Raw genomic sequence first — 24,675 nt, forward strand, 5'->3', positions numbered from 1 at the left:
CAGCAACAAGGGGAACGCTGGACTCAACGCTGCGCCGAATGCCGGCTCCAGTCCAGCAGCAGGCTATACCCCACCGCCAGCAAAGTCGGCCCAATGAACAGCCCGATGAAGCCGAACGCCAGCAACCCACCGAACACCCCCAGCAGCACGATCACCAGCGGCAGGTTGCCGCCGCGGCTGATCAGGTAGGGCTTGAGCACGTTGTCCACGCCACTGATGACGAAGGTGCCCCAGATCCCCAGAAACACCGCCATGCCGTACTCGCCCTTCCACACCAGCCAACCGGTGGCCGGTACCCAGGCCAGCGGCGGGCCCATGGGGATCAGGCTGAGCATGAAGGTCACCAGGCCCAGCACGATGGCCCCGGGCACTCCAGCAATCAGGAAGCCGATCAGAGCCAGCAGGCCCTGGGCTGCAGCAGTGCCGATCACGCCATTGACTACCCGCTGCACAGTGCCGGCCACCAATTCGACGTAATACTCGGCGCGATCGCCCACCAGCCGCTGCAGCAGGCGCTGCACGAACGCCGCCAGGCGCGGGCCGTCGCGGTAGAAGAAGAACACGAACACCAGGCTCAGGGTGAGCTCCAGCACACCGCTGCCGATCTGTGCGCTGCGTGCCAGCAGCCAGTTGCCCACCTGGCCAAGGTACGGTTTGGCCGAGGCCAGCAAGGCCGCGCCCTGCTGGTCGAGGGATTGCCACCAACCGACCAGGCGCTCGCCGATGAAGGGTATGCCCGCTACCCAGGCCGGCGCATCGGGCAGGCCTTCGACCTGAATGTCACGCACAAAGGCGGTGGCATCGCGGATATGGTCGGCCAGGTTGAAACCCAGCCACACGAGCGGCAGCGCCACGATAAGGATCCAGGCCGTGGTCAGCAGGCTGGCGGCGAGGGTCTCGCGCCCACCCAGTAGGCGGGTCAGCAGGCGCATCAGCGGCCAGCTGGCGAAGGCCAGGATAGCGCCCCACAGCAACGCCGAGATGAACGGCGCCATCACCCACAGCGCCGCGCCGAGCAGCGCCAGCAGCAGGATCTGCACCAGCAGGCGGTCAGTGTTGGGCATGGGGCGCTCGCTCAACGGATCAGCTCCAGGTGCAGGCCATCGGTAGGTGCATCGCCCACTTCAAGTCGGGCGCTGCGCACGCCGGCCTTGATCAACTGCTCGCGCCAGGCCTCGGCGCCCTTGCCGCTGAGGCTGGCGCGCAGGGTGCTGTCGAGGTTGAGGCTGCGGGCCAGCAGCGCGGCCCAGTTATCCTGGGGTTGGGCAAGGTCGGGGTAGTCGAGCTTGCCGGTGTCACGCAGCTCGCGCAGCACCGTGGCAGCTGTAGGCAGGATGTCCCCCAGCGGGCTTTCGGCGACGAACTCCTCCACATGCAGGTAGGCGCGGCGGTTGCCACGGGTGACGCTGTACAGCGCCACCAGGGTGTCGGCTTCTTCAGCGGAGCGGCGCAGCAGGATGAACGCCTGTTGCTCGTCACCGCCATTGAGGCGGGCGTTGGCGAACACGTCATTGGCCCACAGGCTGGCTTCGCCGCAGTCGCGGCCCTGGCACCAGAACAGCGGGTAACCGCCGTCCTGCTGCAACGCCTCGCGGGCACTGGTGAAGGCTTCGCGCGCGCTGCGCTCGACCGGTAGCTCGTAGGTGACCGAACTGACCTGGCCACGGCTTTCGACCTTGTCTTCGACCCGCAGCCGGCCGCTGATCTTGCGCAGTGGGCCCATGGGGTAAACCCGCTCCTGGGCAACGGCTGGGCGCTGGTCGACCACTTTGGCGTCAACCGGAACGGGCAGGTTGCCGGCCCACAGTAGCGGGCTGGCGGCAGCGAGGCAGGCGGCGATGGCGCCGCGCAACAACGAAGGTGTGCTCATCGGCAGCCCTCGTGGCTGCGGGGCTTGGGTGCATGGATGTCTGGCATGTACATGGTTGTCTCCCTTTCAACCCGCCAAGCCTCGACACTTGCCCGGTGCAAGTCAAGGAAAGCCAAAGAAGCGATTGAAACAGTCTGCAACAAGGCTTGCGCCATGCTCGTCATTCAGGTGCAGGTGATGGCCACCCGGCAACAGCACCTGCTGGAAGGGTAGCTGCTCCAGCAGCTGCGTGTGGCGCGCCAGCATGCCGTCGGCGGCCACCACCAGGCAGGCCGGGCACGTTACCCGGTGCACGAAGGCCATGGCCTGGGCCTGGGCCAGGCGCTGCGGCGAGGGCAGCGTCAGGCGGCTGTCGCTGCGCCAGCTGTAGCCACCGGGCACCGGCATCAGGCCGCGCCGGGCCAGCAGCTCGGCAGCCTCGCGGCTGACCGCCACCATGCCCTTCATGCGCGCCTCGACGCCTTCGTCCAGCGAGGTATAGACAGTCTTGCGCTTGCCATCCAGGCGCAGTTGCGCCTGCAGCGCCATACCCAAACGCTCGGCGGCGTCCTGCTCGGCTCCGGTGGGCGGGATCACGCCGTCGATCAGTGCCAGGTGGCTGACTCGGTCGGGCAAGGCGCCCGCCAGTTGTACCGAAATGATCGCCCCCAGCGAATGCCCCAACAGGCCGAAGCGCTGCCAGCCCAACTGCTCGGCGACCCGCAGCACGTCATGGGCGTAGTCGGCCAGGGCGTAGCCGGCGCCAGGTGGGCGATGCTCGGAGTAACCATGCCCGGCCAGGTCGAGGGCAACAATGCGCAAGCCCTTCAGTTGCGGCGCCAGCCGGGCGAAGCTGTTGGCATTGTCGAGCCAGCCGTGCAGGGCGATCACCGGCAGGCCGTCGGCGGGGCCGAACAGGTGCGCGGCCAGCTCGATATGGCCCAGCGCCAGGCGCACTTCCTCCACTTGCGGGCTCATGCCTGCCCCCAGCGGTCGAACAGGCCCTTGAGCAGGCTGGCGGTATCCAGCGGCCGCTCCAGCGGGAACATGTGCCCGCCCGGCAGGCTGTGGTACTCCCCCTGGGCCATGCCGCGCACGCCGAGGGCATGGTGGCGGCGGATCACCCGGCTGTGGGTGCCGCGCACTACCGCCAGCGGCACCTGCATCTGCCGCGGCGGCAAGGGACTGGCGTGCGGGATGCTGCGGTAGATGCTGATTTCGGTGGCCGGGTCGAAGCGCAGGCGCAGGCCGCCTTCGGCCTCCTCCAGCCCATGCTCCAGATAAGCTTCCAGGCATTCAGGGTCGAAATGGCGGAACAGGGTCTTGCCGGTGAAGTAACGCCGGGCGCTTTCCCGGTCGCTGAACACCTCGCGCCGGCCCAGGGTGCGGCCGGCCGGGGTGATGAGGTCGATGAACCCCCAGCGTTTGGCGGCCTGGATCAGCCACTGGTCGGCACGGGTCAGCACCGGCGAGTCGAGCATCACCACCCCGCGGTAGTACTGCGGGCAGCGCAGCGCCGCATGCAGGTGCAGCACACCGCCCAGCGAGTGCCCGACGCCCCACACCGGCGCCTGCTGCTGCGCAAGGTGATGCAGCAGTTCGTCCACCAGGTTCTGCCAGTTGTCGTTCACCGGAAAGCGCGGGTCATGGGCGTGCTGCGCCAGGTGCTGCACGGCGTAGTCCGGCGCCAGGGCGCTGAACAACTTGCCGTAGGTGGCCGAGGGGAAGCCGTTGGCGTGGGCGAAGAAGATCTGCTGCGACATGGCCGCCTGCTCTGCTCGGGGGAGTGATGGCCCATTGTCGGCAAGGCAAAGGGCGGCGGCAACGTTCGGAAAGGTCATCACCAACGGCGATCAGGTCAATCAGAACTTTCCGAAGCTGTCCATGGAGCGGCGCAGGCAGGCCTGCACATAGGCCAACTGATGCTCCAACGCCTCGCGTGCCAGGCGCTGGTCCTGGTACTCCAACTGCAGCCGGCGCAGCGCCAGGCAACTGGTTTGCAGCAGGTGCGCCATGCGCTGGCTGGCGTCCTGCAGGCGGCGCAGCTCTGCTTCACCATCGAACGAAGCATCTGCGACGGTACCCTGGCGCCCACGCACCGATGCCATCAGTTGGTACATCTTGGCATCGGCACTGTCACGCAACAGGCTGTACTCGGCAAACTCCAGCAGTTGATCGTCCTGAACCTTCTCCAGGGTGGGTTGCAGGTCAACCGAACACACCAGTTCCATCCATCGCCCGATCATGCCCATCTCCCCGAACGCCAGCGTCATCATGTGCTGGCGATAACGCTAGCAAGCCGGCTGAACGGGCTACAACTGGCAAAAATGTCAGTTGCGGGTTATTGCGAATGGTGGAGGGCGCGCAGGGTCATCAGCCCCGCCAGGGGCCATTCGCCCTCAAGCTGCGCCAGGCTGGCGGTACTCATGGGCGCCGGTTGCTGGCGATGGCCATGCTCCAGCAGGCTGACCAGCGAACCTACCAAGGGCTGGTGGCTGACCAGCAGTACCTGCTCGAGCCCCAACTGCTCAATCTCACTCAGCACCTGCTGCGGGTCGCTTTCCGGGGTCAGCCACGACACGGTGCGCACAGGCTCGGCGAAGCCCAGGGCATCGTGCACCAAGGCGGCCGTTTGCTGGGCGCGCACATAGGGGCTGGCGATGATCGCCTGCAGCGGCAGGCCGAGCAGGCGTGCGGCGCTGAACAGCACCTGCTCGCGGCCATGCTCGGTCAGGCGCCTTTCGGCGTCGGTGTTGGCCCGTGGCTGGGCTTCACCGTGGCGCAGCACCCACAGCTTCACAGCTTGGGCTCCTCGTCGCGCACCGGGTGCGGCGCCGGGGCCACGCTGTGGGGGGCCTCGCCTTCGGGGGCACGCGGGGCCGGCCAGTCGGCGAACGGCCAGGGCTTCTGCTCGCTGTGGAAGGTGCCGAAACGGCCGATCTGCGCCAGGTACTGGCTGAGGCTGTCACCGAAGTTCATCAGGCTGAGGCTGGGCGCGCCGTAGATCAGGCGGTAGATCAGTTGCACCAGCACCAGGCCTGCGAGCAGCAACTCGGCGAGTTGCCATACCACCAGGAACACCAGCATCCACAGCACCCGCAGGATGATCGACTCGCGCTGGGCGCTTTGCGGCGTATCGTTCATGTGTCGCTCCTTCGTTCAGTTGAAACCGCTGGTGGAAATGAAATCGACGTCGGTCTTGGGCTCGGCGCGCATCAGGTGCTCGATCACCTGGGCCAGAGTGCGGCCTTCGAAGAGGATGGCATGCAGGCCGGCCACCAGCGGCATGTACACGCCCACCTCTTGCGACTTGGCCTTGAGCACCTTGAGGGTGTTGACCCCTTCGGCCACCTCGCCCAGGCGGTTGACGGCCTCGTCCAGGGTCAGGCCCTGGCCCAGGGCGTGGCCTACCTGGTAGTTGCGGCTCTTGGGCGAGGAACAGGTGACGATCAGGTCGCCCACTCCGGCCAAACCGAGGAAGGTCATGGGGTTGGCGCCCTGGCTTACGGCAAAGCGGGTCATCTCGGCCAGCGCGCGGGTAATCAGCATGCTCTTGGTGTTCTCGCCCATGCCCAGGGCCACGGCCATGCCGGAAATGATCGCGTAGACGTTCTTCAGCGCGCCGCCCAGCTCGACGCCGAAGCGGTCGGCACTGGCATACACGCGGAAGGTGCGGCCGTGCAGCACAGCCTGTACCTGCTGGCACAGCGCTTCGTCTTCACTGGCCACCACCGTGGCGGTGAGGGCGTGCTCGGCGATCTCGCGGGCAAGGTTGGGGCCGGACAGCACGCCGATACGGGCCTTGGGCGCGATCTCTTCGAGGATCTGGCTCATCAGCTTGAAGCTGTGCGCCTCGATCCCCTTGGTCAGGCTCACCAGGCACTTGCCGCCCAGTAGCTCGGCATGGGGCGCCAGCACACTGCGCAGGGCGCTGGAGGGCAAGGCCACGAAGACCAGCTCGCTGCCCTGCAGCACCGGCAGCAGGTCGCTCACCGGCTCGACGCCATCGTGCAGGCGGATGCCCTTGAGGTAGCGCGGATTCTCACGGTTACTGCGCATCGCCTCGGCCTGGGCCGGGTCGCGCATCCACTGGCGCACGGGGTGGCCGTTTTCTGCCAGCAGGTTCGCCACGGCGGTGCCGAAGCTTCCGCCTCCAAGAACTGCAACAGGGTGCTGTTCAGTCATATCCAATCCGTTAACCAGTAAAAGTAAGTGGCGACCGGCGCATTATACGGGCCACATGCGACAGAACCAGTGCCTGCCTCATCCTGTAGGAGCCGGTTCGCCGGCGATCAGGGCGACACAGATTCGGTGCCAGGCCCGGCCCTATCGCCGGCAAGCCGGCTCCTACAGGTGATCACGCGGGTTGCGCTGGCAAAACCCGCGCGGTCGGTTAACATGCCTGATTCATTTTTGAAACAAGGTAGTACCGTGTTCCCTGGCACGCCCCCCTACCCTCGCCTGCTCCTGCTGACTGCCCTGCTCGGCGGGCCGGCCGTTGCCGACGACCTGTTCATCGACAACCAGGACCTGCCTCAGGTTCTGACCGCCACCCGCCTGAAACAATCCCCGGCCGCCGTGCCGGGCAGCATGACCGTGCTCGACAGCGAGCTGATCCGCGCCAGCGGCGCCCGTGACATCCCCGAGCTGCTGCGCCTGGTGCCGGGCATGATGATCGGCTACGGTGCCGGCAACCAGCCCACGGTCAACTACCACGGCAGCAACGTCAACGATGCCCGGCGCATGCAGGTGCTGATCGACGGCCGCTCGGTGTACCGCGCGGGCCTGGCCACGGTGGACTGGAGCGACATCCCGGTGGCGCTGGAAGATATCGAGCGCATCGAGGTGTTCCGCGGCCCCAATACGGTCAGCTACGGCGCCAACGCGCTGATGGCGGTGGTCAACATCCTCACCCGCAACCCGGCCGACAGCCACGGCACCCGTCTGAAGATGACCCGCGGCCAGGACGGCATCAATGACTACTACGTAAGCCACGGCCTGGGCTGGGATGGCGGCGACCTGCGCCTGTCGGTGTCGGGCCAGCAGGACGACGGCTTCGACGAAGACCAGTTCGGCCATGACTACCGCGACAGCCGCCGGCTCAACCGCATCAACCTCAATGCCATTCACTACCTTGCGCCAGACCAGACCCTGGAATGGCAACTGGCAGCCAAGGAAGGCAGCAACCAGCGCCCCTACACCTACCAGCCGGTGTTCGGCAACTACCGCGCCGGTAACGACGCCGACGTCAACGCCAAGGATTACGCAGGCTCGGTGCGCTGGAACATCGACTTCAACCCCGACCACAGCCTGTATGTGCAGGGTTCGGCGCAGCATTTCGACCGCCAGCAGGTGTGGCGGGCCTGTGATGCCGCCATCGCCTTCAGCCCCGAACTGACACGGCTGTGGCAGCTCAACTCGAACTATGCCGAGCAAGTTGCGCGCAACCTGTTTACCGGCAGCCCGCCAACCAGTAGCGACCCGGCGCTGAACGCCCTGCGCCAGGAAGTGTTGAACCAGTGGAATGCCGGCGGCAGCAACACCGTCTGCGGCAACGTCGACCAGAGCACCCGCGAAACCCGCTACGACCTGGAAGTGCAGGATACCCTGAGCCTGACGGACAGCCTGCGCCTGGTCAGCGGCATGAACTACCGCTACGACAAGGCCGACTCGCAGACCTACTTCAACGGCACCCTCGACGACCAGACCTGGCGCCTGTTCGGCCAGCTCGAATGGCGCGCCGACGAGCACTGGATCGTCCAGGGCGGCGCCATGTACGAAAAATCCCAGCTGTCGGGCAACTCGCTGACCCCGCGGGTGGCGGTGAACTACCTGATCACCCCGCGCCACGGCCTGCGCGCAGTGTACTCCGAGGCCATCCGCTCGCCGGACATGTTCGAGAACAACGTCAACTGGAGCTACACGGTAAAGAACCTGTCGCCCAACCTGTACGGCCTGCAGAACGCTGAATATTTCGTCAAGACCCGCGGCCCGGGCAACCTCGACCAGGAGCGCATGCGCTCGCGTGAACTCGGCTACAACGGCTACTTCAGCGACATCGACCTGAGCATGGACGTGAAGCTGTTCTACGACGAGATCACCGGCATGATCAGCGAGCCGTTGAAGAACAACCAGTACATCGCCAGCAACGCCAACAAGTCGCGCTTCAGCGGCAGCGAGGCGCAGTTCGACTGGCGCGTGAGCCGCCGAGACCGGCTGCGCCTGACCTATGCCTACGTCGACGCCTGGGCCAGCAACCCGGCCGACAGCCGCCTGACCGCCCGCAACAGCGGCTCGGCCGGCTGGCTGCGCGAATGGGGCGATGGCTGGTCGAGCGCGCTCTTCTATTACGGTGACGACGCGCTCAACGAGTATCGCTACGAGCGCATCGACCTGCGCCTGGCCAAGCGCTTCAAGGTGCAGGGCAGCAATCTGGAGCTGGCCGCGCTGTGGCAACAGCGCCTGGACGACGAACCCACCACGCTGGTGCAGAACCGCTACGACAGTCGCCACCGCCTGAGCGTCAGTGCGGAGCTGGAGTTCTGATGAGCGTACTGCTGCGCTTGCTGCTGCTGTGCCTGCTGCCACTGGGGTCGCTGTCTGCCAGCGAAATCCTGCTGGTGGGCGCCGAGGACCAGCCTGGCATCCGCAGTTTCGTCAGCGCCCTGGAGCAGCGCCGCCCCCACGACAAGGTGGCGTTTCGCCAGGTGGCGCAACTGCCCAAGCCTGGCCAATTGAAAGCCGACACCCGGTTGATTCTGCTCGACGCACCGGCGCTGGACTGGCGCCTGGGTGAAGCCGCAGGCCCACCGGCGCTGGCCCTGCGGGTCAGCCGGGTACAGGCCGAGCAGCGCCTGGGAAAGTCACGCCCGGCGTTCCTCAGCCTGCTGTGGAGCGACCCGCCACTGGCGCGGCAACTGCGCCTGGCCCACTACCTGTTGCCGCAGGCCCGGCGCATTGGTGTGCTGTACGCTGAACAAAGCCGTTTTCTGCTCGACGAACTGCGCCAGGCCGCCGAGCCCCTGGGGCTGGAGATCGTCGCCCAGGACTGGCCGGACCTTCGCGACAGCCGCCCGCTGCAACACCTGCTGGCCAACAGCGACGTGCTGCTGGGGCTCGATGACCCCGAGCTGTACAACTCCAAATCCGCCAAGAACGTGCTGCTGAGCAGCTACGGCCGGCAGATGGCACTGATCGGCCCCAACGCAGGGTTCGTGCGTGCCGGCGCCCTGGCCAGTACCTACAGCGACCAGGACGACTGGCTGGCCGTGCTCGAGCAGTTGCTCGACCAGCCGCCAGCGCGCTGGCCGCGCAGCCTCTACCCCGCGCGCTTCGGCGTCAGCGGCAACCAGCAGGTCGCCCGCGCCCTGGGCCTCGAAGCCATCGAGCCCAGCGCCGCCGCCAAGGCCCTGGCCGCAGGAGAACCCACCCCATGAGCAAACGCCTGAGCTGGGATATCCATACCCGTACCCAGATCATCAGCCTGGGCCCTGCCCTGCTGCTCACCTTGCTGCTGATCAGCTTCTTCACCTTCGTGCGTATCCAGGACTTGCGCCAGGAGCTCAACCACACTGGGCAACTGATCGCCAACCAGCTGGCCCCAGCCTCCGAATACGGCGTGATCTCGGGCAACAACGAAGTGCTCGACAGCCTGATGCGCGCCACCCTGAGCATCCCCCATGTGCGCTTTCTTGAAGTGCAGGACAGCCGTAATCACATCCTGGTGTACGTCGAGCAGCCCGACGAAAGCCAGAACCGCGCCCAGCGCGTGGAGGTGTTCCAGGCACCGATCCGCCTGCAGCAGATTCGCCTGGACAACGATTTTTTGCAGGGTAAGCCACAGTTGCCGAGCATCGGTGACGACTACCTGGGGCGGGTGATCGTCGGCATGTCGGACGACGCCTTCAGCCAGCGCCAGCAGGAAATCGTCATCAAGGCCGGCATCCTGGCGCTGTTCGCCCTGCTGTTCACCTTCCTGCTGGCGCGGCGCCTGGCCATGAGCCTGTCCAAGCCCATCAGCGACATGGGCCATGCGGTCAAGGCCATCCAGCAGGGCGACTTCAACTCGCCACTGCCGGTGGTCGACGACAGCGAGCTGGGCCACCTGGCAAGGCACATCAACAACCTGGCCAGCGCCCTGGACCACGCCGCCCACGAACAGCAGCAGGCCATGGGCCAACTGATCCAGGCCCGCGAGGAGGCCGAGCAGGCCAACCGCGCCAAGTCCGACTTCCTGGCGATGATGAGCCATGAACTGCGCACGCCCATGAACGGCGTGCTGGGCATGCTGCAACTGCTTGAGACCACTCGCCTGACCGGCGAGCAGGCCGAGTACACCGCCGTGGCCAGCGAGTCCACCGGCCACCTGCTCAAAGTGATCAACGACATCCTCGACTTCTCGCGGATCGAGCGCACCACGCTTGAGCTGGAACACATCGACTTCAACCTCGCCGAGCTGATCACCAGCAGCGTGCAGTCGTTCCAGCACACCGCCCAGCAACGCGGCCTCACATTGCGCCTGCAACTGCCGCAGGCCCCGGCGCCGCAGCAGGTGGTCGGCGACCCGACGCGCATCCGGCAGATTTTGCTCAACCTGGTGGGCAATGCGCTGAAGTTCACCGAGCACGGCGAAGTGGCGGTGGAGGCCCGCTGGCAATTGCTCGACCGCCAGCTGCTGTGGTTCACCTGTGCGGTGCGTGACACCGGCATCGGCATCGACAGCAACCGCCTGGAAATGATGTTCGTGGCCTTCCAGCAGGCCGACAGCTCGATTTCGCGCCGTTACGGCGGCACCGGTCTGGGCCTGTCGATCGCCCGCACCCTGGCCGAGCGCATGGGTGGCCAGTTACGCGCCGAAAGCCGCGAAGGGCTGGGCTCGACCTTCACCCTGGAAATGCCCCTGGCGCTGTCGAACAGCCCGGCGGCTCTACCGCCAGGCGCGGCCCCGGCAGAGTTGCCCGGCCACGCTGGCGAGCGGATCCTGCTGGTGGAAGACAACCCGGTCAACCAGAGCGTGATCGAAGCCATGCTGCGCAGCCTGGGCTTCGAGGTCGGCCTGGCCATGGACGGCGCCCAGGCGGTCGAGCTGGTCGGCCAGCAGCCGTTTGCCGCCGTACTGATGGATTGCCGCCTGCCGCTGATGGACGGTTACGAAGCCACCCGGCGCATTCGCCTGCTGCCGCAAGGCACCGGGCTGCCGATCATCGCTCTGACCGCCAACGTACTGGAGGGCGACCGTGAACGCTGCCTGGCCGCCGGCATGGACGATTACCTGAGCAAACCATTCAAACGCACCGACCTGCAGCGCACATTGGGCCATTGGTTACCCGGTCGGACAGCCGCGACTGGCGATAAATGCTAAAGTGCGGCAGTCTTAAAGACTGGACAGGACCGACGCCGGCCCTGAAAATAACATTTCAGTGCACACCTGTACTTCATTTGCCAGGTGCGCTGTGACTTTCACCACAACGCAATAGTCTACCTGTAGGCTGCCGCCCCGGATGCAAAGCGTTTCGGGCCGGCCGGGAAGATTCATCCCCTGCCACAGGGGGTTATTGAGGAGCTCGCATGACCAAACAAAACGCCTTTACCCGGGAAGACCTGCTGCGCTGCAGTCGCGGTGAGCTGTTCGGCCCAGGTAATGCGCAACTGCCCGCCCCGAACATGCTGATGGTCGATCGCATCGCTCACATCAGCGAAGAAGGCGGCAAGTACGGCAAAGGTGAATTGGTCGCCGAGCTGGATATCAATCCGGACCTGTGGTTCTTCGCCTGCCACTTCGAAGGCGACCCGGTGATGCCAGGCTGCCTGGGCCTTGACGCCATGTGGCAGCTGGTCGGCTTCTTCCTCGGCTGGCAGGGCCTGCCAGGCCGCGGCCGCGCCCTGGGTTCGGGTGAAGTGAAATTCTTCGGCCAGGTACTGCCTAGCGCCAAGAAAGTCACCTACAACATTCACATCAAGCGCGTCCTGAAGGGCAAGCTGAACATGGCCATCGCCGATGGCTCGGTCAGCGTCGATGGCCGCGAGATCTACACTGCCGAAGGCCTGCGGGTCGGCGTGTTCACCTCCACTGACAATTTCTAAGGGTTATTCGCATGCGCCGCGTCGTTATCACTGGTCTGGGCATCGTATCGTGCCTGGGCAATGACAAAGCTACCGTCACCGAAAACCTGCGCAACAGCCGTCCGGGTATCCGCTACAACCCGGAATACAAGGAAATGGGGCTGCGTAGCCAGGTTTCCGGCTCCATCGACCTCAACCTCGAAGAGCTGATCGACCGTAAGGTCTATCGCTTCGTCGGCCACGCCGCCGCCTACGCGTACCTTGCCATGCAGGACGCGATCAAGGACTCCGGCCTGACCGAAGAGCAGGTTTCCAACCCGCGCACCGGCCTGGTTGCCGGCTCCGGCGGCGCTTCCACGCTGAACCAGATGGAAGCCCTAGACACCCTGCGCGAAAAAGGCGTCAAGCGCGTCGGCCCGTACCGTGTCACCCGCACCATGGGCAGCACCGTGTCGGCGTGCCTGGCCACCCCGTTCAAGATCAAGGGCATCAACTACTCGATCTCGTCGGCCTGCGCCACCTCGGCACACTGCATCGGCACCGCGCTGGAGCAGATCCAGTGGGGCAAGCAGGACATCGTCTTCGCCGGTGGCGGTGAAGAAGAGCACTGGAGCCAGTCGTTCCTGTTCGATGCCATGGGCGCCCTGTCGACCAAGCGCAACGAAACCCCGGAACTGGCCTCGCGCGCCTACGACGCCGACCGTGATGGCTTCGTCATCGCTGGCGGCGGCGGCATGGTCGTGGTCGAGGAGCTGGAACACGCCCTGGCCCGTGGCGCCAAGATCTACGCCGAAATCGTCGGCTACGGCGCGACTTCCGACGGTTACGACATGGTTGCCCCGAGCGGTGAAGGCGCCATCCGCTGCATGCAGCAGGCGCTGTCCACCGTCGACACCCCGATCGACTACCTTAACACCCACGGCACTTCGACCCCGGTCGGTGACGTTGCGGAAATGAAAGGTGTGCGTGAAGTGTTCGGCGCCAACGCGCCGAAGATCAGCTCGACCAAGAGCCTGTCGGGCCACTCGCTGGGCGCCGCCGGTGTGCACGAGGCGATCTACTGCCTGCTGATGATGGAAAACAACTTCATCGCCGGCTCCGCCAACATCGACGAGCTGGACCCAGAGGTCGCCGACCTGCCGGTACTGCGCAAAACCGAAGAAAACGCGAAGATCGACACGGTCATGAGCAACAGCTTCGGCTTCGGCGGCACCAACGCCACCCTGGTACTCAAGCGCTGGACCGGCAAGTGATTGCCTGATGCGTTGAAGCAGAACGCCCCGGCCTAGGCCGGGGCGTTTTTGTTTGTACCTCAGCCGCGACACAACCCTGTGTAGGAGCGGCCTTGTGCCGCGAAAGGAGCGCGCAGCGGCCCCGGGATTTTGACATCATGCAAAATTGTCGGGGCTGCTGCGCAGCCCATCGCGACACAAGGCCGCTTCCCACAGTGACCGTTTCTGCAAGGCTACGTTGTACCTGTAGGAGCCGGCTTGCCGGCGACGAGGCCAGTACAGGTAGCACAAAGCAGTTGCCCCCACAGTGACTGGATAACCTCCCTACACCGAAAACCGCTGCACCAGGGTATTGAGGTCCACCGCCAGCTGCGACAGCGCCTGGCTGGCCGCACTGGTCTGCTCGGCGCCAGCCGAAGACTGATGCGCCAGGTCGCGGATGGTGGTCAGGTTACGATCCACCTCCCGCGCCACCTGCGCCTGCTCCTCAGAAGCACTGGCGATCACCAGATTGCGCTCGTTGATCTGGCCGATGGCTTCGGCAATCGCCTCCAGCGCCGCCCCGGCGGCATGCGCCCCACCCAGGGTCGATCGGGCCTGGGCATCGCTGTGCTGCATGCCCTGCACCGCGCGCTCGGCACCGCCCTGAATGGCAACGATCATCTGCTCGATTTCGCGGGTCGAGGCCTGCGTACGGTGGGCCAGCGCCCGCACCTCATCCGCGACCACGGCAAAGCCACGCCCGGCCTCCCCCGCCCGTGCAGCCTCGATGGCGGCGTTGAGCGCCAGCAGGTTGGTTTGCTCGGCAATGGCGCCAATCACATCCAGCACCTTGCTGATATCGCGCACCTGTGCGGCCAACTGGCCGACTTCCTCGGCATTGCCGGCAACGCCGCTGGCCAGGGCCTCGATAGCGGTCACCGTGGCCTGCACCTGCTCACGGCCCTGGCGGGCGATACGGTCGGACTCGCTCGACGCCTCGGACGTCGCCACGGCATTGCGCGCCACTTCCTCCACGGCAGCGGTCATCTGGTTCACCGCCGTGGCTGCCTGTTCGATTTCCAGGCTATGTTGCTGCAAGCCCCGGGTGGCATCCTCGGTCACCGCGCTGAGCTCTTCGGACGCCGAAGCCAGCTGGCTGGCGGAATCGGAAATCCGCCCGATGGTCTCGCGCAGGCTCTGCTGCATGCGCTTGAGCGCGGCCAGCAGGCGCGCCGGCTCGTCATCGCCCTGCACGCTGATCTGCGGCGTGAGGTCGCCGGTGGCCACGGTTTCGGCCACCTGCAGCGACTGCCCCAGAGGCCTCACGATGCTGCGGGTCAAGGCCAGGGCCAGCACCACGGTCAGGGTCAGGGCCACCAGCAGCAGCCCGGCCACCCAGACCCGCGCACCACTGTAGACCGCCTCGGCCATGGTGGTGGCGAGCCCGGCATGCTGGTTGTTCAGCTCGATCAGCTCGTTGAGCGTGGCGGTCATCTGGTCGGCGATCTGGTTCATCTCGCCATTGACCAGGGTGGCGGCGGCGCCGATGTTGCCCTGGGTAGCCAACTGCACCACCTGCGACTGCAGGCCCATGTACTGCTGCTCCAAGGCCTGGTAGCGGTCAAACAGGGTGCGCTCCTCGGGCAGCACGATCAACGCGTCGTAATGCGCCTGGGCCTTGCTCAGGCCAGTCTTGATCTCGTCGATACGGGCGGTGTTCTGCTGCTGCGCGGCGCTGTCGGTGTTGACCAGCAGGCGCAGGGTCAGGGCGCGGATACGCAGCGCGTCCTGGGTCATGCGCCCTACCGAGATGACACTGGGCAGCCAGTTGTCATCGACCTGTTCGGCCTGCTGGCGCATGTCGGTCATCTGTTTCAGCGCCAGGGCGCCCAGCGCCACCACCAGCAGGGCCATGATGCCGAAGCCGAGGCTGGCGCGCGGCGCGATGTTCAAACGTCTGAGGCTCATTCGGGCTCCCTCCCAAAAGTGATCGTTCCTTCGCATAAAGAAGGTATCGGGCGATTGGCAATTTGCGTAAGACGAAAACGCAATATCAAAACGCTACTTCACCGGCTTTGCAGCCTTGGGCAACACAGCCAGGAAGTTATCCCGCGCTACCTTGCGTGCCACCGCCTCTGGCAAGGCATCGAGAAACGGCTTGAAACCGTGCATCTGCTCGCCGATACCGTCGAAGCGGCCGACCACATCCGAGCCCAGCATGAAGCGCTCGGGGAAGCGCTCGACCAACGCCAGCCATGGCTTGCGCGGCGTGCCGTGCTCATCCAGCAGGTACGGCTCGAGCACGCTCCAGGACAGGTCGACGTACAGGTTCGGGTAACTCTCCAGCAGCCGGCTCAATACCGGCAGCAGAAAGTCCATCTTCGTTTGGTGACGGTGGATCTCCAGGCTGCTGCCGGCGTGGGCCCAGATAAAGCGCGTATGCGGGTGGTTGCGCAGCGGCTCCTCGACTTCAGCCAGGTACAGCGGGTTGCGCTCGCGCTTGGAGGTGATATTCGAGTGCAGCAGCACCGGCAGGTCGCGTTCGGCGGCCAGGTGGTAGATGCGGGTCATCGCCTCGTTGTTGGCCCGCGGCGTATCGCCGCTGGTCAGGGCGGTAAGGTCGTCGTGACGGGTGAACACCTCGCCGATACCCTGCCACAGCCCTGGGTAGAGTTCGAGCATGCGCTCGATGTGGCTGACGGCGTTCTTGTCCACCGGGTTGAAGCCGGTGAGAAACGGGTGGAAGCGCCTGCGCTGCTCAGGGGCCAATGGCTGCAGTGCCGCCGCCACGTACAGGTCGGTGGCGCTGTACCAGTAGGCGTCGGCATCGTCACCGGCGTAGTAGCGAGGGCGCTTGGGCTCGTCCTCGTGCCATTTCTTGGCCACCGGAATGCCCGAGATCATCGACTGCTCCACCCCGGCGGCGTCCATGGCGGCAAGCAGCGCCGGCATACCTTCGCTTTCCTGAAAGAAGTCCACGTAGTGCAGGTGGGCATCGCTGTAGCGGTATTCGCGGGCCTCGGCTGCCAGGGGCAGGTAGCCGCAGAGCAGCAGGCCGGCCAACGCACGGGTTATCATCGACGCCTCCTTCAAGATTGGGAAAAGAGTAGACCCACCAGTCATTGCAGCGGTTCAGCAGCGGCCTGCGACCCGTTATGCTGGGGCACTCACCGCCCGGAGCCCCACCCATGAACCGCCCCCTGGTCATCCGCCCCCGCGCCGAATCGGTCGAGGGCCAGCCGATCCTGCGCCCGTTGCCGTCGGCCCAATGCCGCAGCGTCGGCCCCTTCGTGTTCTTCGACCACATGCTTGAAACCGACTACGCCCCGGGCCACGGCATGGACATCCGCCAACACCCGCATATCGGCCTGTCGACCCTCACCTACCTGTTCGAGGGCGAAATCCAGCACAAGGACAGCCTGGGCTCGGACCAGCGCGTACAACCCGGCGAAGTCAGCTGGATGACCGCAGGCGCGGGCGTGGCCCATGTCGAGCGCACGCCCGCCGAAGTGTTCGCAGCCGGTTCGCGGCTGCATGGGCTGCAGGTGTGGCTGGCCTCGCCCCAGGCGCACGAGCAGGGCCCGGCGAGCTACAGCCACCACCCGGCGGCCAGCCTGCCGGTGAGTGACACCCTTGGGGTACGTATCTGCATGATCGCAGGCACAGGCTTCTGCCTGACATCACCGGTACCGGTGCTCTCCCCTACCCTGTATGCCCATGTACAGATGCAGCCGGCAACCACCCTGAGCGTTTCGAACGAGCATGCCCAGCGCGCGTTGTACCTGCTGGAGGGCGAGTTGATGCTGGATGACGAGCCGGTGCAGCCGTGCAGCCTGGTGGTGCTGCCGGAAGGTGAGGAAGCCGTGCTGTACGCCGAGGAAGAGTGCCAGCTGGTGCTGATCGGCGGCGCACCACTGGATGGGCCGCGGCGGATGAACTGGAACTTTGTCGCCAGTGACCCGGAGTTGATCGAGCAGGCCCGGGTGAAATGGGCTGCGGGGGATTGGCCGGTGGTGCCGGGGGAATATTCGCGGATCGAGTTACCGCGTTGATTTGGGGCCGCTTTGCGACCCTTCGCGGGTGAACCCGCTCCCACGGGGTTATGTGCAACCTCAAGCCAGCACCAACCTGGGTTTACCCGCGAAGGGCTGCAAGGCAGCCCCCTGCGCATCAGCGCTGGAACACTTCCTTGAGCAGGTTGTGCATCGCGCGGAACGCGCGCTCGGAGGTTCGGCGGTCGTACTGCATCTTGCCCGGCACGTTGGCGTTAGGGTCGGTGAACGAGTGCACCGCACCGCCATAGCTCAGCAACTGCCAGTCAACCTTGGCAGCGTCCATTTCTGCCTCGAAGGCCGGCAACTGCTCCTTCGGCACCAGCGGGTCCGCAGCGCCGTGCAGCACCAGCACCGAGCCTTTGATGCGCTTGGCGTCTTCGGGGCTGGGGGTGTCCAGGGTACCGTGGAACGACACCGCCGCACGCAGGTCGGCGCCGGTACGGGCCAATTCCAGGGCGCAGCAGCCGCCGAAGCAGAAGCCAAAGGTGGCCACCTTGCCCGGTTCCAGCAGGGCCTTGGACTGGCCCAGCAACTGCGCCAGGGCTTCCTGCATGCGCTTGCGCAGTTCGCCGCGGTCGTTCTTCAACGGCATCATCGCCGCCCCGGCCTCATCGGCATTGGACGGGCGCACCGATTGGCCGTACAGGTCGGCGATCAGCACCACGTAGCCTTGCTCGGCCACTTCCTTGGCGATGCGCTCGGCGCCTTCGCCGATGCCCATCCAGTTCGGCGCCATCACCAGGCCCGGGCGGCCCAGCGCACCAGGCTCGTAGACCAGGCGGCTTTCGTAGGTCTTGCCGGACAGGTGATAGACCAGCGATTCGACGATGACTTTGCTCATTCAGCTCTCCTGGGGCGTTCACGGTTTGGCAAATTCTAGACGGTACAACCTCATCGCGGGGCAAGCCCGCTCCTACGGGACGCGACGGGACACCTTAAATAAAAAAAGCCCGCCGAAGCGGGCTTTGTCTGCATCAGGTCAGGCGGACAGCTCGACCAGCAGCTTGTTCAGGCGGCGCACATAGGCTGCCGGGTCCTTCAAGCTGTCACCGGCGGCCAGTGCGGCCTGGTCGAACAGGATGTGCGACAGCTCGCCGAAGCGGTCTTCGCTCTGTTCGTGGTCCAGCTTCTCGATCAGCGGGTGGCTTGGGTTGAACTCGAAAATCGGCTTGGAGTCCGGCACCTTCTGCCCACTGGCTTCGAGGATCTGGCGCATCTGCAGGCCCAAGTCCTGCTCGCCGATGGCGAGGATCGCCGGCGAGTCGGTCAGGCGGTGCGACACGCGCACCTCGGCGACGCTGTCGCCCAGCGCAGCTTTCAGGCGCTCGACCAGGCCTTCCTTGTCCTTGGCGACTTCTTCCTGGGCTTTTTTGTCTTCTTCGGAATCCAGCTTGCCCAGGTCCAGGTCGCCGCGGGCGACATCGACGAACGACTTGCCGTCGAACTCGCTGAGGTAGCTCATCAGCCACTCGTCGATACGGTCGGTCAGCAGCAGCACTTCGATGCCTTTCTTGCGGAAGACTTCCAGGTGCGGGCTGTTCTTGACCTGCGCGTAGGTTTCGCCGGTGAGGTAGTAGATCTTGTCCTGGCCTTCCTTGGCGCGGGCCAGGTAGTCGGCCAGGGCAACGCTTTGTTCGCCGCTGTCATCGTGGGTGGAGGCAAAGCGCAGCAGGCCGGCGATTTTTTCCTTGTTGGCGAAGTCTTCGGCCGGGCCTTCCTTCAGCACCTGGCCGAAGTTCTTCCAGAAGCCCTTGTACTGCTCAGGCTCGTTCTTGGCCAGCTTCTCAAGCATGTCCAGCACACGCTTGGTCAGCGCGGTCTTCATCGAATCGATGATCGGGTCTTTCTGCAGGATCTCGCGGGACACGTTCAGCGACAGGTCGTTGGAATCGACCACGCCCTTGATGAAGCGCAGGTACAGCGGCAGGAAGGATTCGGCCTGGTCCATGATGAACACGCGCTGCACGTACAGCTTCAGGCCGCGTGGTGCTTCGCGCTGGTACAGGTCGAACGGCGCGCGGGCCGGCACGTACAGCAGCGAGTTGTATTCGAGCTTGCCTTCGACCTTGTTGTGGCTCCAGGCCAGCGGGTTCTCGAAGTCATGGCCGATGTGCTTGTAGAACTCCTGGTACTCCTCGTCCTTGACCTCGCTGCGCGAACGGGTCCACAGCGCGCTGGCGCGGTTGACGGTTTCCCATTCCTGCGCAGGGGCTTCTTCACCCTCGGCGGCTTCGGCCTGTTCCTTGGGCAGCTCGATCGGCAGGGCGATGTGGTCGGAGTACTTCTTGACCACGTTGCGCAGGCGCCAGCCATCGGCGAACTCGTCTTCGCCGGCTTTCAGGTGCAGGACGATGCGGGTGCCGCGCTGTGGTTTTTCGACGGTGGAAACTTCGAAATCACCCTCGCCCCTGGACGACCAGTGCACGCCTTCGGCGGCCGGCAGGCCGGCGCGGCGGCTGAACACGTCGACCTTGTCGGCAACGATGAACGCGGAGTAGAAGCCCACGCCGAACTGGCCGATCAGGTGCGAGTCCTTTTTCTGGTCGCCGGTGAGGTTCTTCATGAAGTCGGCAGTGCCGGACTTGGCAATGGTACCCAGGTGGGCGATGACGTCTTCGCGGCTCATGCCGATACCGTTGTCTTCCAGGGTGACGGTATTGGCGGCCTTGTCGAAGCTCAGGCGGATCTTCAGCTCAGCGTCACCCTCGAGCAGCTCGGGCTTGGCCAGGGCCTCGAAACGCAGCTTGTCGGCGGCGTCGGAGGCGTTGGAGATCAGCTCGCGCAGGAAGATCTCCTTGTTCGAATACAGCGAATGGATCATGAGGTGCAGCAGTTGCTTGACCTCGGTCTGGAAGCCCAGGGTTTCTTTTTGAGTCTCCACACTCATCGTCTTCAAACTCCGATCTGTTGGTTTTGGCGCCTGGCGACCCGGTGGGCCAACTTATTGCGGCGGATGACCAGCAGATGGGGGCATGCCGGACTATTTCAAGGGCTTTTGCGGTTCGATCTTGAAATGCGCACGGGCAGTGGCGATGGGCGTGTCGCGATCGACCTGCCAGGCAGTGATGGCGACGTTGGTCACCCGCCGACCCTGGCGCCAGAGCTGGCACTGGGCGAAGGTGTCACGGTAGTGGCCGGCGCGCAGGTAGTCGATGGAGAAATCGATGATCTTCGGGATGCTCGCGCTGTCGCTGAAAATCAGCAGGTACAGCGCCGCGGACAGCTCCATGAACCCTGCGATCACCCCACCGTGAATGGCCGGCAGCAACGGGTTGCCGATGTTGTGCTCGTTGGCCGGCAGGCGGAACAGCAGGTCATCGCCCTGACGCTGGCACTCGATACCGATCAGCCCGGCGTAAGGGATCAACGCCAGCAGCGGGCCGTAGCCGCCACGGGCGTGGGCTTGGTTCAACTGCAGACGCACCCCTGGCGGGATCATGGGCGTGACTCCTTGAGGGTGTTGGCGAAGCGGATGCCGCCCTTGATGTCCGGCCCCAGGCGCATGAAGGTCCCCACCACCTGGCAGATAGGGTGGGCCGGATCGTCCTGGTAAGCGCTGCCACGGGTGAAGATCACGTCGCGGGTAACCCGGTAGCACTGGGCGTGGCCATGGATGGGCTTGTTCGGTTCGGCTGCGTGCATGTAGTCGATGCGCAGGTCCAACGTGGGGCACACCTCGAACTGCGGCAAGACGCACAGGGTGGCCATACCGCAGGTGGTGTCCATCAGCGTGGTCAGCGCCCCGCCGTGCACTGCGCCGGTCTGCGGGTTGCCGACGATGGCCGGTGACCAGGGCAGCAGCAAGGTGATGCCTTCGGCATCGGCCCGTTCAACGCGCATCTGCAATAACTGACAATGTTTAAGGGCCGAGAGAAAACGCTCGGCCATGGCCATCAAAGGCGTTTCGTTCATTTACCCCTCACTGCATAAAACCGCAAAAAAGTCTATATAGGCCAGGTGGTTATATATCTGTAACTTTTGCGGAACTAATCCGATGGAGGTGTGTTCGAAGGTACAAGTAAAGTTATTCCACCCAGGAGAGACACCCCATGCGTAAACCTTTTGCTTTTGCTCTGATGCTGGCCGCCACCATGGGCCTGGCCGCTTGCGATAAAGCGAGCGAAGACAAGGCCCAGGACGCACAGCAACACGCCGAGCAAGCCCAGGAAAAGATGGGCGAAGCTCAGGATAAAATGAACGACGCCGCCAAGGAAAACGCCGAAGCCGCCAAAGATCAGGCCGAAGCGCAGCAGAAAGCCGCTGAAGAAGCCGCCCCTGCCACTCCGGCACCGGAAACCGCACCGGCTGCGCCGAGCGAGCCTGCCAAGCAGTAATTGGCAGCGACAAAAAAACCCGACTTTGTCGGGTTTTTTTGTGCCTGACATTCCAAGATGAAACGCTTCAGTTAAGTGTTGTAGAAGTTTCCCTGCTGGCTTCCATTGCCTGCGGCGTTGGCGTGAACACCATCACTTCCAGCACATGGGAGTGAAACTCCCGGCGATAAAGAATGAACACCACACCCACACTCATGACCATGAACAACCAGGGGCTGATGAACCAGCTCAACATGGCCATGCCGAAGTAATAAGAGCGCAACCCCAGGTTGAACTGGTTGGCCGCCAGCGACAGCACCCGCGCTGCCCGCAATGCGAAGGCATTGCGCTCCTGCTCGTTGACCTGGCGCTCGCCGATCATCGGCGCCGAGCCCACCAATACTGCGGCGAAGTTGTACTGGCGCATGCACCAGCTGAAGGTGAAGAAGGCGTAGACGAACACCGTCGCCAGGCACAGCAGCTTGATTTCCGACATGCCCTGGGAGGCCTGTTGTACCAGCGGCAGGTCGGCCAGCAGCGACAGCGCACGGTCCGAGGCGCCGAGCACGGTGAGGATACCGGCGAGAATGATCAGGGTACTGGAGGCGAAGAACGAGGCATTGCGCTCCAGGTTGCCAATCACGCTGGCGTCGGCGATGCGGTTGTCGCGCAGCAGCATGCGGCGCATCCAGTCTTCGCGGTACAGGTGCAGCACGCTGGCCAGGCACGCGGTGTCGCGGCCCTTCCAGAGGGCGTAGCGGGTATAGCCGCCCCAGCAGATGGCGAACCAGCAGGCGGCCAGAAGGTTGCCCAGATTGCTTTGAATGAAGCTCATGCAGGTATCCCGTAAAAGAGAAACAGACCGGCTTTCGACGCCCGGATTCGACAAAAGGCACGCGGCATGCAAAAAATCGACGGCCTTCAGACGTCGGAGCAACTGTCTTGCTCAAATGACATGAAGCTGGCGCGATCCCTGTAGGAGCCGGCTTGCCGGCGATCACCGGCGCAGCCGGTGCCATCGTTCACCTGTACCGGCCCTATCGCCGGCAAGCCGGCTCCTACAGATACTGAGCAGGCCTGACCATGTCTGTGGGCTTACCCCGCGATAGCGTCATCACAGGCAATAAAAAACCCCGCGCCTTCACAGGACACGGGGTTTTCGATTTCCACCTGCGGCGGGCACCCTGTTGGCTTGTGGCCGGTGCCGCCCTCCAGGCTTCAATCCATCAAGCCAGCACCTCGCGCGGCTTGCCGAGCATGCGGTCGCAGACCACGGCCACACCCAGGGTGATGACCGAAGGCACCAGCCAGGCCAGGCCCTGCTCGCTCAGCGGCAGGTGGGCGGCAGCATCCGGCAGCCAGTGTGCAAGGCCACTGCCTTTGATTGCATCGACCAGGCCGAACAGCAGCGACACCAGCATCACCGGCGCCAGGATGCGGACCGGCGAGTTCCACAGCTCTTTGACGAAGCTCAGGCCCACCACCACGATGCAGGGCGGATAGATCGCCGTCAGCACCGGGATCGAGAACATGATCAGCTTGGTCAGGCCGAGGTTGGATACCAGCAGCGAGAAGCCGGCCAGGATCACCACCAGGGCGCGGTACGACAGCGGCAGGATCTGGCTGAAGTACTCGGCGCAGGCGCAGGTCAGGCCAACCGCGGTCACCAGGCACGCCAGGGCGATCAGCACAGCAAGGAAGCCACTGCCCAGCGAACCGAAGGTGTGCTGTACATAGGCGTGCAGCACCGCGGCGCCGTTGGTGGCGTCGGCGGCGATGTCATGGCTGCCCGCACCCAGGCGGAACAGGCTGATGTACACCAGCGCCAGGCCAACACCGGCGATCAGGCCGGCAATGATGGCGTAGCGGGTGATCAGCTTCGGCGACTCCACGCCGCGCGAGCGGATGGCGTTGACGATGACGATGCCGAAGACCAGTGCACCGAGGGTATCCATGGTCAGGTAACCATTGATGAAGCCCTGGGAGAACGGCGCGGCGACGTACTGCGGCTGCGCCTCACCGATGGTACCGGCCGGCAGCGCGAAGGCGGCGATGCCCAACACGGCCAGGGCGATGATCTTCAGCGGCGCGAGGAAGCGGCCGACGGTATCGAGCAGCTTGCCCGGGTACATCGACACGGCCAGCACCACGGCGAAGTACACCAGGCTGTAGATGAACAGCGCGGTCGGGCTTTCACCGGTCAGCGGCGCCACACCCACCTCGAACGACACGGTGGCGGTACGCGGGGTGGCGAACAGCGGGCCGACCGACAGGTAGCACACGGCCGCCAGCAGGCCGCCGAAGAACTTGCCGATCGGACTGCTCAGGGCGTCCATGCCGCCGCCGACCTTGGCCAGGGCAACCACGGTGATGACTGGCAGGCCCACGGCGGTGACCAGGAAGCCCAGGGCTGCCATCCATACGTGAGGCCCGGATTGCAGGCCGACGATCGGCGGGAAGATGATGTTGCCGGCGCCTACGAAAAGCGCAAACGTCATAAAGCCAAGCGCCAGGATATCCTGGCCTTTGAGAACTTTCATTTAGGGTAGTACCACACTGCTGAAATCGGGATTCGAGAGGAAATTTCCCCATGAATGAGGGAAATGTTGCCCGGCTTGGTGAGCCAGACCCGTTTAGCGTGTCGTTCCCTTTTGGGGTACGGGCACAGAGTGAGCGCGTAGATTAACCGTTTTACCGACCAAACGCACTGTAACGGTGCTGTTTGTCCGATGTGCGTAGCTGTTTGTCGTCTGGCTGTCTTTGTGCTGCACCCAGAATGACAGGCGCAGCCCCGGCCGACTGCCAGAAAAAACCTATCGAACCCATCGACTTTCCCTACGTTGCGCCCGCTCGGCGCAACACCGGCCAGGCAAGCGGTTTGTGGCAGGGACAGCTTTCACGCTGATCGCCCTTACGCCCCGTGGTTAATGTGATGTCGCACTCAAAACGGGTGCCTAATCAACCAGAGGTGAAACCATGAGCGAAGCAATCCTGAAAATGTCCGGCGATATCGAAAGCGAGTTCCAGGCCTTCCACGCCGAGCAGGAAAACACCAACGACATGGCGATGGTGACCAACGTGGAGTGCAGCTCGCAGGGCTGCACCTCCATCCTGTGCATCGCTGAGTAAATCAATGCCTGCAGAAGCAGGGCCCGCCTTGCTTCTGCCCTGCCCCGTGACCG

The 24,675-nt window shown here is 64.6% G+C and carries 24 protein-coding genes and 1 pseudogene; 8 read left to right on the forward strand and 17 right to left on the reverse strand.

Annotated features, from left to right (window positions below):
• Positions 1-23: 23 nt before the first annotated feature.
• The 8 genes from KSS94_RS18110 to KSS94_RS18145 form a co-directional block, all read right to left on the reverse strand.
• Positions 24-1,064, reverse strand: a complete 1,041-nt coding sequence (locus KSS94_RS18110; RefSeq protein ID WP_217839456.1) for an AI-2E family transporter — start codon at positions 1,062-1,064, stop codon at positions 24-26.
• 11 nt (positions 1,065-1,075) lie between these two features.
• Complete coding sequence (locus KSS94_RS18115) at positions 1,076-1,870, reverse strand: DUF4892 domain-containing protein (RefSeq protein ID WP_217839457.1); 795 nt, start codon at positions 1,868-1,870, stop codon at positions 1,076-1,078.
• A 102-nt stretch (positions 1,871-1,972) separates the two neighbouring features.
• Positions 1,973-2,827 (reverse strand): alpha/beta hydrolase, encoded by an 855-nt coding sequence (locus tag KSS94_RS18120; protein ID WP_217839458.1) that lies wholly within the window; start codon positions 2,825-2,827, stop codon positions 1,973-1,975.
• Entirely contained in the window at positions 2,824-3,612 is a 789-nt protein-coding gene (locus KSS94_RS18125; protein WP_217839459.1) for an alpha/beta fold hydrolase, read from the reverse strand. Before KSS94_RS18125 ends, KSS94_RS18120 begins: the two co-directional genes overlap by 4 nt.
• A 99-nt stretch (positions 3,613-3,711) precedes the next feature.
• Positions 3,712-4,095 carry a hypothetical protein gene (locus KSS94_RS18130; protein WP_217839460.1) on the reverse strand — a complete coding sequence of 128 codons (384 nt, stop codon included), beginning with the start codon at positions 4,093-4,095 and terminating at the stop codon, positions 3,712-3,714.
• Positions 4,096-4,190: 95 nt separating this feature from the next.
• Positions 4,191-4,649 carry a phosphohistidine phosphatase SixA gene (sixA, locus tag KSS94_RS18135; protein ID WP_217839461.1) on the reverse strand — a complete coding sequence of 153 codons (459 nt, stop codon included), beginning with the start codon at positions 4,647-4,649 and terminating at the stop codon, positions 4,191-4,193.
• Positions 4,646-4,993 carry a DUF4389 domain-containing protein gene (locus KSS94_RS18140; protein WP_217839462.1) on the reverse strand — a complete coding sequence of 116 codons (348 nt, stop codon included), beginning with the start codon at positions 4,991-4,993 and terminating at the stop codon, positions 4,646-4,648. Before KSS94_RS18140 ends, sixA begins: the two co-directional genes overlap by 4 nt.
• Before the next feature lie 15 nt (positions 4,994-5,008).
• Positions 5,009-6,034 carry an NAD(P)H-dependent glycerol-3-phosphate dehydrogenase gene (locus KSS94_RS18145; RefSeq protein WP_217839463.1) on the reverse strand — a complete coding sequence of 342 codons (1,026 nt, stop codon included), beginning with the start codon at positions 6,032-6,034 and terminating at the stop codon, positions 5,009-5,011.
• A gap of 213 nt (positions 6,035-6,247) precedes the next feature.
• Between KSS94_RS18145 and KSS94_RS18150 the strand changes: the two genes are divergently transcribed.
• From KSS94_RS18150 to fabB, 5 genes are all read left to right on the forward strand, one after another.
• Entirely contained in the window at positions 6,248-8,395 is a 2,148-nt protein-coding gene (locus KSS94_RS18150; RefSeq protein ID WP_217839464.1) for a TonB-dependent receptor plug domain-containing protein, read from the forward strand.
• Positions 8,395-9,285 carry an ABC transporter substrate-binding protein gene (locus tag KSS94_RS18155; RefSeq protein ID WP_217839465.1) on the forward strand — a complete coding sequence of 297 codons (891 nt, stop codon included), beginning with the start codon at positions 8,395-8,397 and terminating at the stop codon, positions 9,283-9,285. The genes KSS94_RS18150 and KSS94_RS18155 overlap by 1 nt, the downstream gene beginning before the upstream one ends.
• Entirely contained in the window at positions 9,282-11,210 is a 1,929-nt protein-coding gene (locus KSS94_RS18160) for an ATP-binding protein (protein ID WP_217839466.1), read from the forward strand. The genes KSS94_RS18155 and KSS94_RS18160 overlap by 4 nt, the downstream gene beginning before the upstream one ends.
• A 206-nt stretch (positions 11,211-11,416) precedes the next feature.
• Entirely contained in the window at positions 11,417-11,932 is a 516-nt protein-coding gene (gene fabA, locus KSS94_RS18165) for a 3-hydroxyacyl-[acyl-carrier-protein] dehydratase FabA (RefSeq protein ID WP_217839467.1), read from the forward strand.
• A gap of 11 nt (positions 11,933-11,943) precedes the next feature.
• The gene (fabB, locus tag KSS94_RS18170) at positions 11,944-13,164 is read left to right on the forward strand and encodes a beta-ketoacyl-ACP synthase I (RefSeq protein ID WP_217839468.1); all 1,221 of its coding nucleotides are present in this window, start codon (positions 11,944-11,946) and stop codon (positions 13,162-13,164) included.
• Positions 13,165-13,467: 303 nt separating this feature from the next.
• Here the strand turns inward: fabB and KSS94_RS27625 are convergent, their stop codons facing one another.
• From KSS94_RS27625 to KSS94_RS18180, 3 genes and pseudogenes are all read right to left on the reverse strand, one after another.
• Positions 13,468-14,331, reverse strand: coding sequence for a methyl-accepting chemotaxis protein (locus tag KSS94_RS27625; RefSeq protein ID WP_437180020.1), 864 nt, complete (start codon positions 14,329-14,331; stop codon positions 13,468-13,470).
• Positions 14,323-15,129, reverse strand: a pseudogene (locus tag KSS94_RS27630) (MCP four helix bundle domain-containing protein); the annotation flags it as partial. The gene KSS94_RS27625 and the pseudogene KSS94_RS27630, both read right to left, overlap by 9 nt.
• A gap of 57 nt (positions 15,130-15,186) precedes the next feature.
• Positions 15,187-16,203, reverse strand: coding sequence for an amidohydrolase family protein (locus KSS94_RS18180; protein WP_217839470.1), 1,017 nt, complete (start codon positions 16,201-16,203; stop codon positions 15,187-15,189).
• 110 nt (positions 16,204-16,313) lie between these two features.
• Here KSS94_RS18180 and KSS94_RS18185 point away from each other — a divergent pair, with 110 nt between their 5' ends.
• Positions 16,314-17,177 (forward strand): pirin family protein, encoded by an 864-nt coding sequence (locus tag KSS94_RS18185; protein WP_217839471.1) that lies wholly within the window; start codon positions 16,314-16,316, stop codon positions 17,175-17,177.
• Between the two features lie 118 nt (positions 17,178-17,295).
• On the opposite strand, the gene KSS94_RS18190 is transcribed toward KSS94_RS18185, so the two are convergent.
• The 4 genes from KSS94_RS18190 to KSS94_RS18205 form a co-directional block, all read right to left on the reverse strand.
• Positions 17,296-18,021: a dienelactone hydrolase family protein gene (locus tag KSS94_RS18190; protein ID WP_217839472.1), complete on the reverse strand. Its 726-nt coding sequence runs from the start codon at positions 18,019-18,021 to the stop codon at positions 17,296-17,298.
• A gap of 138 nt (positions 18,022-18,159) precedes the next feature.
• Entirely contained in the window at positions 18,160-20,067 is a 1,908-nt protein-coding gene (gene htpG, locus KSS94_RS18195) for a molecular chaperone HtpG (RefSeq protein ID WP_217839473.1), read from the reverse strand.
• 93 nt (positions 20,068-20,160) lie between these two features.
• Entirely contained in the window at positions 20,161-20,619 is a 459-nt protein-coding gene (locus KSS94_RS18200; RefSeq protein ID WP_217839474.1) for a PaaI family thioesterase, read from the reverse strand.
• Complete coding sequence (locus KSS94_RS18205) at positions 20,616-21,092, reverse strand: PaaI family thioesterase (protein WP_217839475.1); 477 nt, start codon at positions 21,090-21,092, stop codon at positions 20,616-20,618. The genes KSS94_RS18200 and KSS94_RS18205 overlap by 4 nt, the downstream gene beginning before the upstream one ends.
• Before the next feature lie 137 nt (positions 21,093-21,229).
• On the opposite strand from KSS94_RS18205, the gene KSS94_RS18210 reads away from it, so the two are divergent.
• Complete coding sequence (locus tag KSS94_RS18210) at positions 21,230-21,514, forward strand: hypothetical protein (protein ID WP_217839476.1); 285 nt, start codon at positions 21,230-21,232, stop codon at positions 21,512-21,514.
• Between the two features lie 67 nt (positions 21,515-21,581).
• Here the strand turns inward: KSS94_RS18210 and KSS94_RS18215 are convergent, their stop codons facing one another.
• Positions 21,582-22,328: a DUF599 domain-containing protein gene (locus KSS94_RS18215; RefSeq protein WP_217839477.1), complete on the reverse strand. Its 747-nt coding sequence runs from the start codon at positions 22,326-22,328 to the stop codon at positions 21,582-21,584.
• A 391-nt stretch (positions 22,329-22,719) separates the two neighbouring features.
• The gene (gene brnQ, locus KSS94_RS18220) at positions 22,720-24,033 is read right to left on the reverse strand and encodes a branched-chain amino acid transport system II carrier protein (protein WP_217839478.1); all 1,314 of its coding nucleotides are present in this window, start codon (positions 24,031-24,033) and stop codon (positions 22,720-22,722) included.
• 436 nt (positions 24,034-24,469) lie between these two features.
• Here brnQ and KSS94_RS18225 point away from each other — a divergent pair, with 436 nt between their 5' ends.
• On the forward strand, positions 24,470-24,622 hold the full coding sequence (locus tag KSS94_RS18225) for a hypothetical protein (RefSeq protein WP_217839479.1): 153 nt from the start codon (positions 24,470-24,472) through the stop codon (positions 24,620-24,622).
• Positions 24,623-24,675: the final 53 nt, after the last annotated feature.

The organism is Pseudomonas fakonensis, from assembly GCF_019139895.1.
In the GTDB taxonomy this organism is placed as follows: Bacteria; Pseudomonadota; Gammaproteobacteria; order Pseudomonadales; family Pseudomonadaceae; genus Aquipseudomonas; species Aquipseudomonas fakonensis.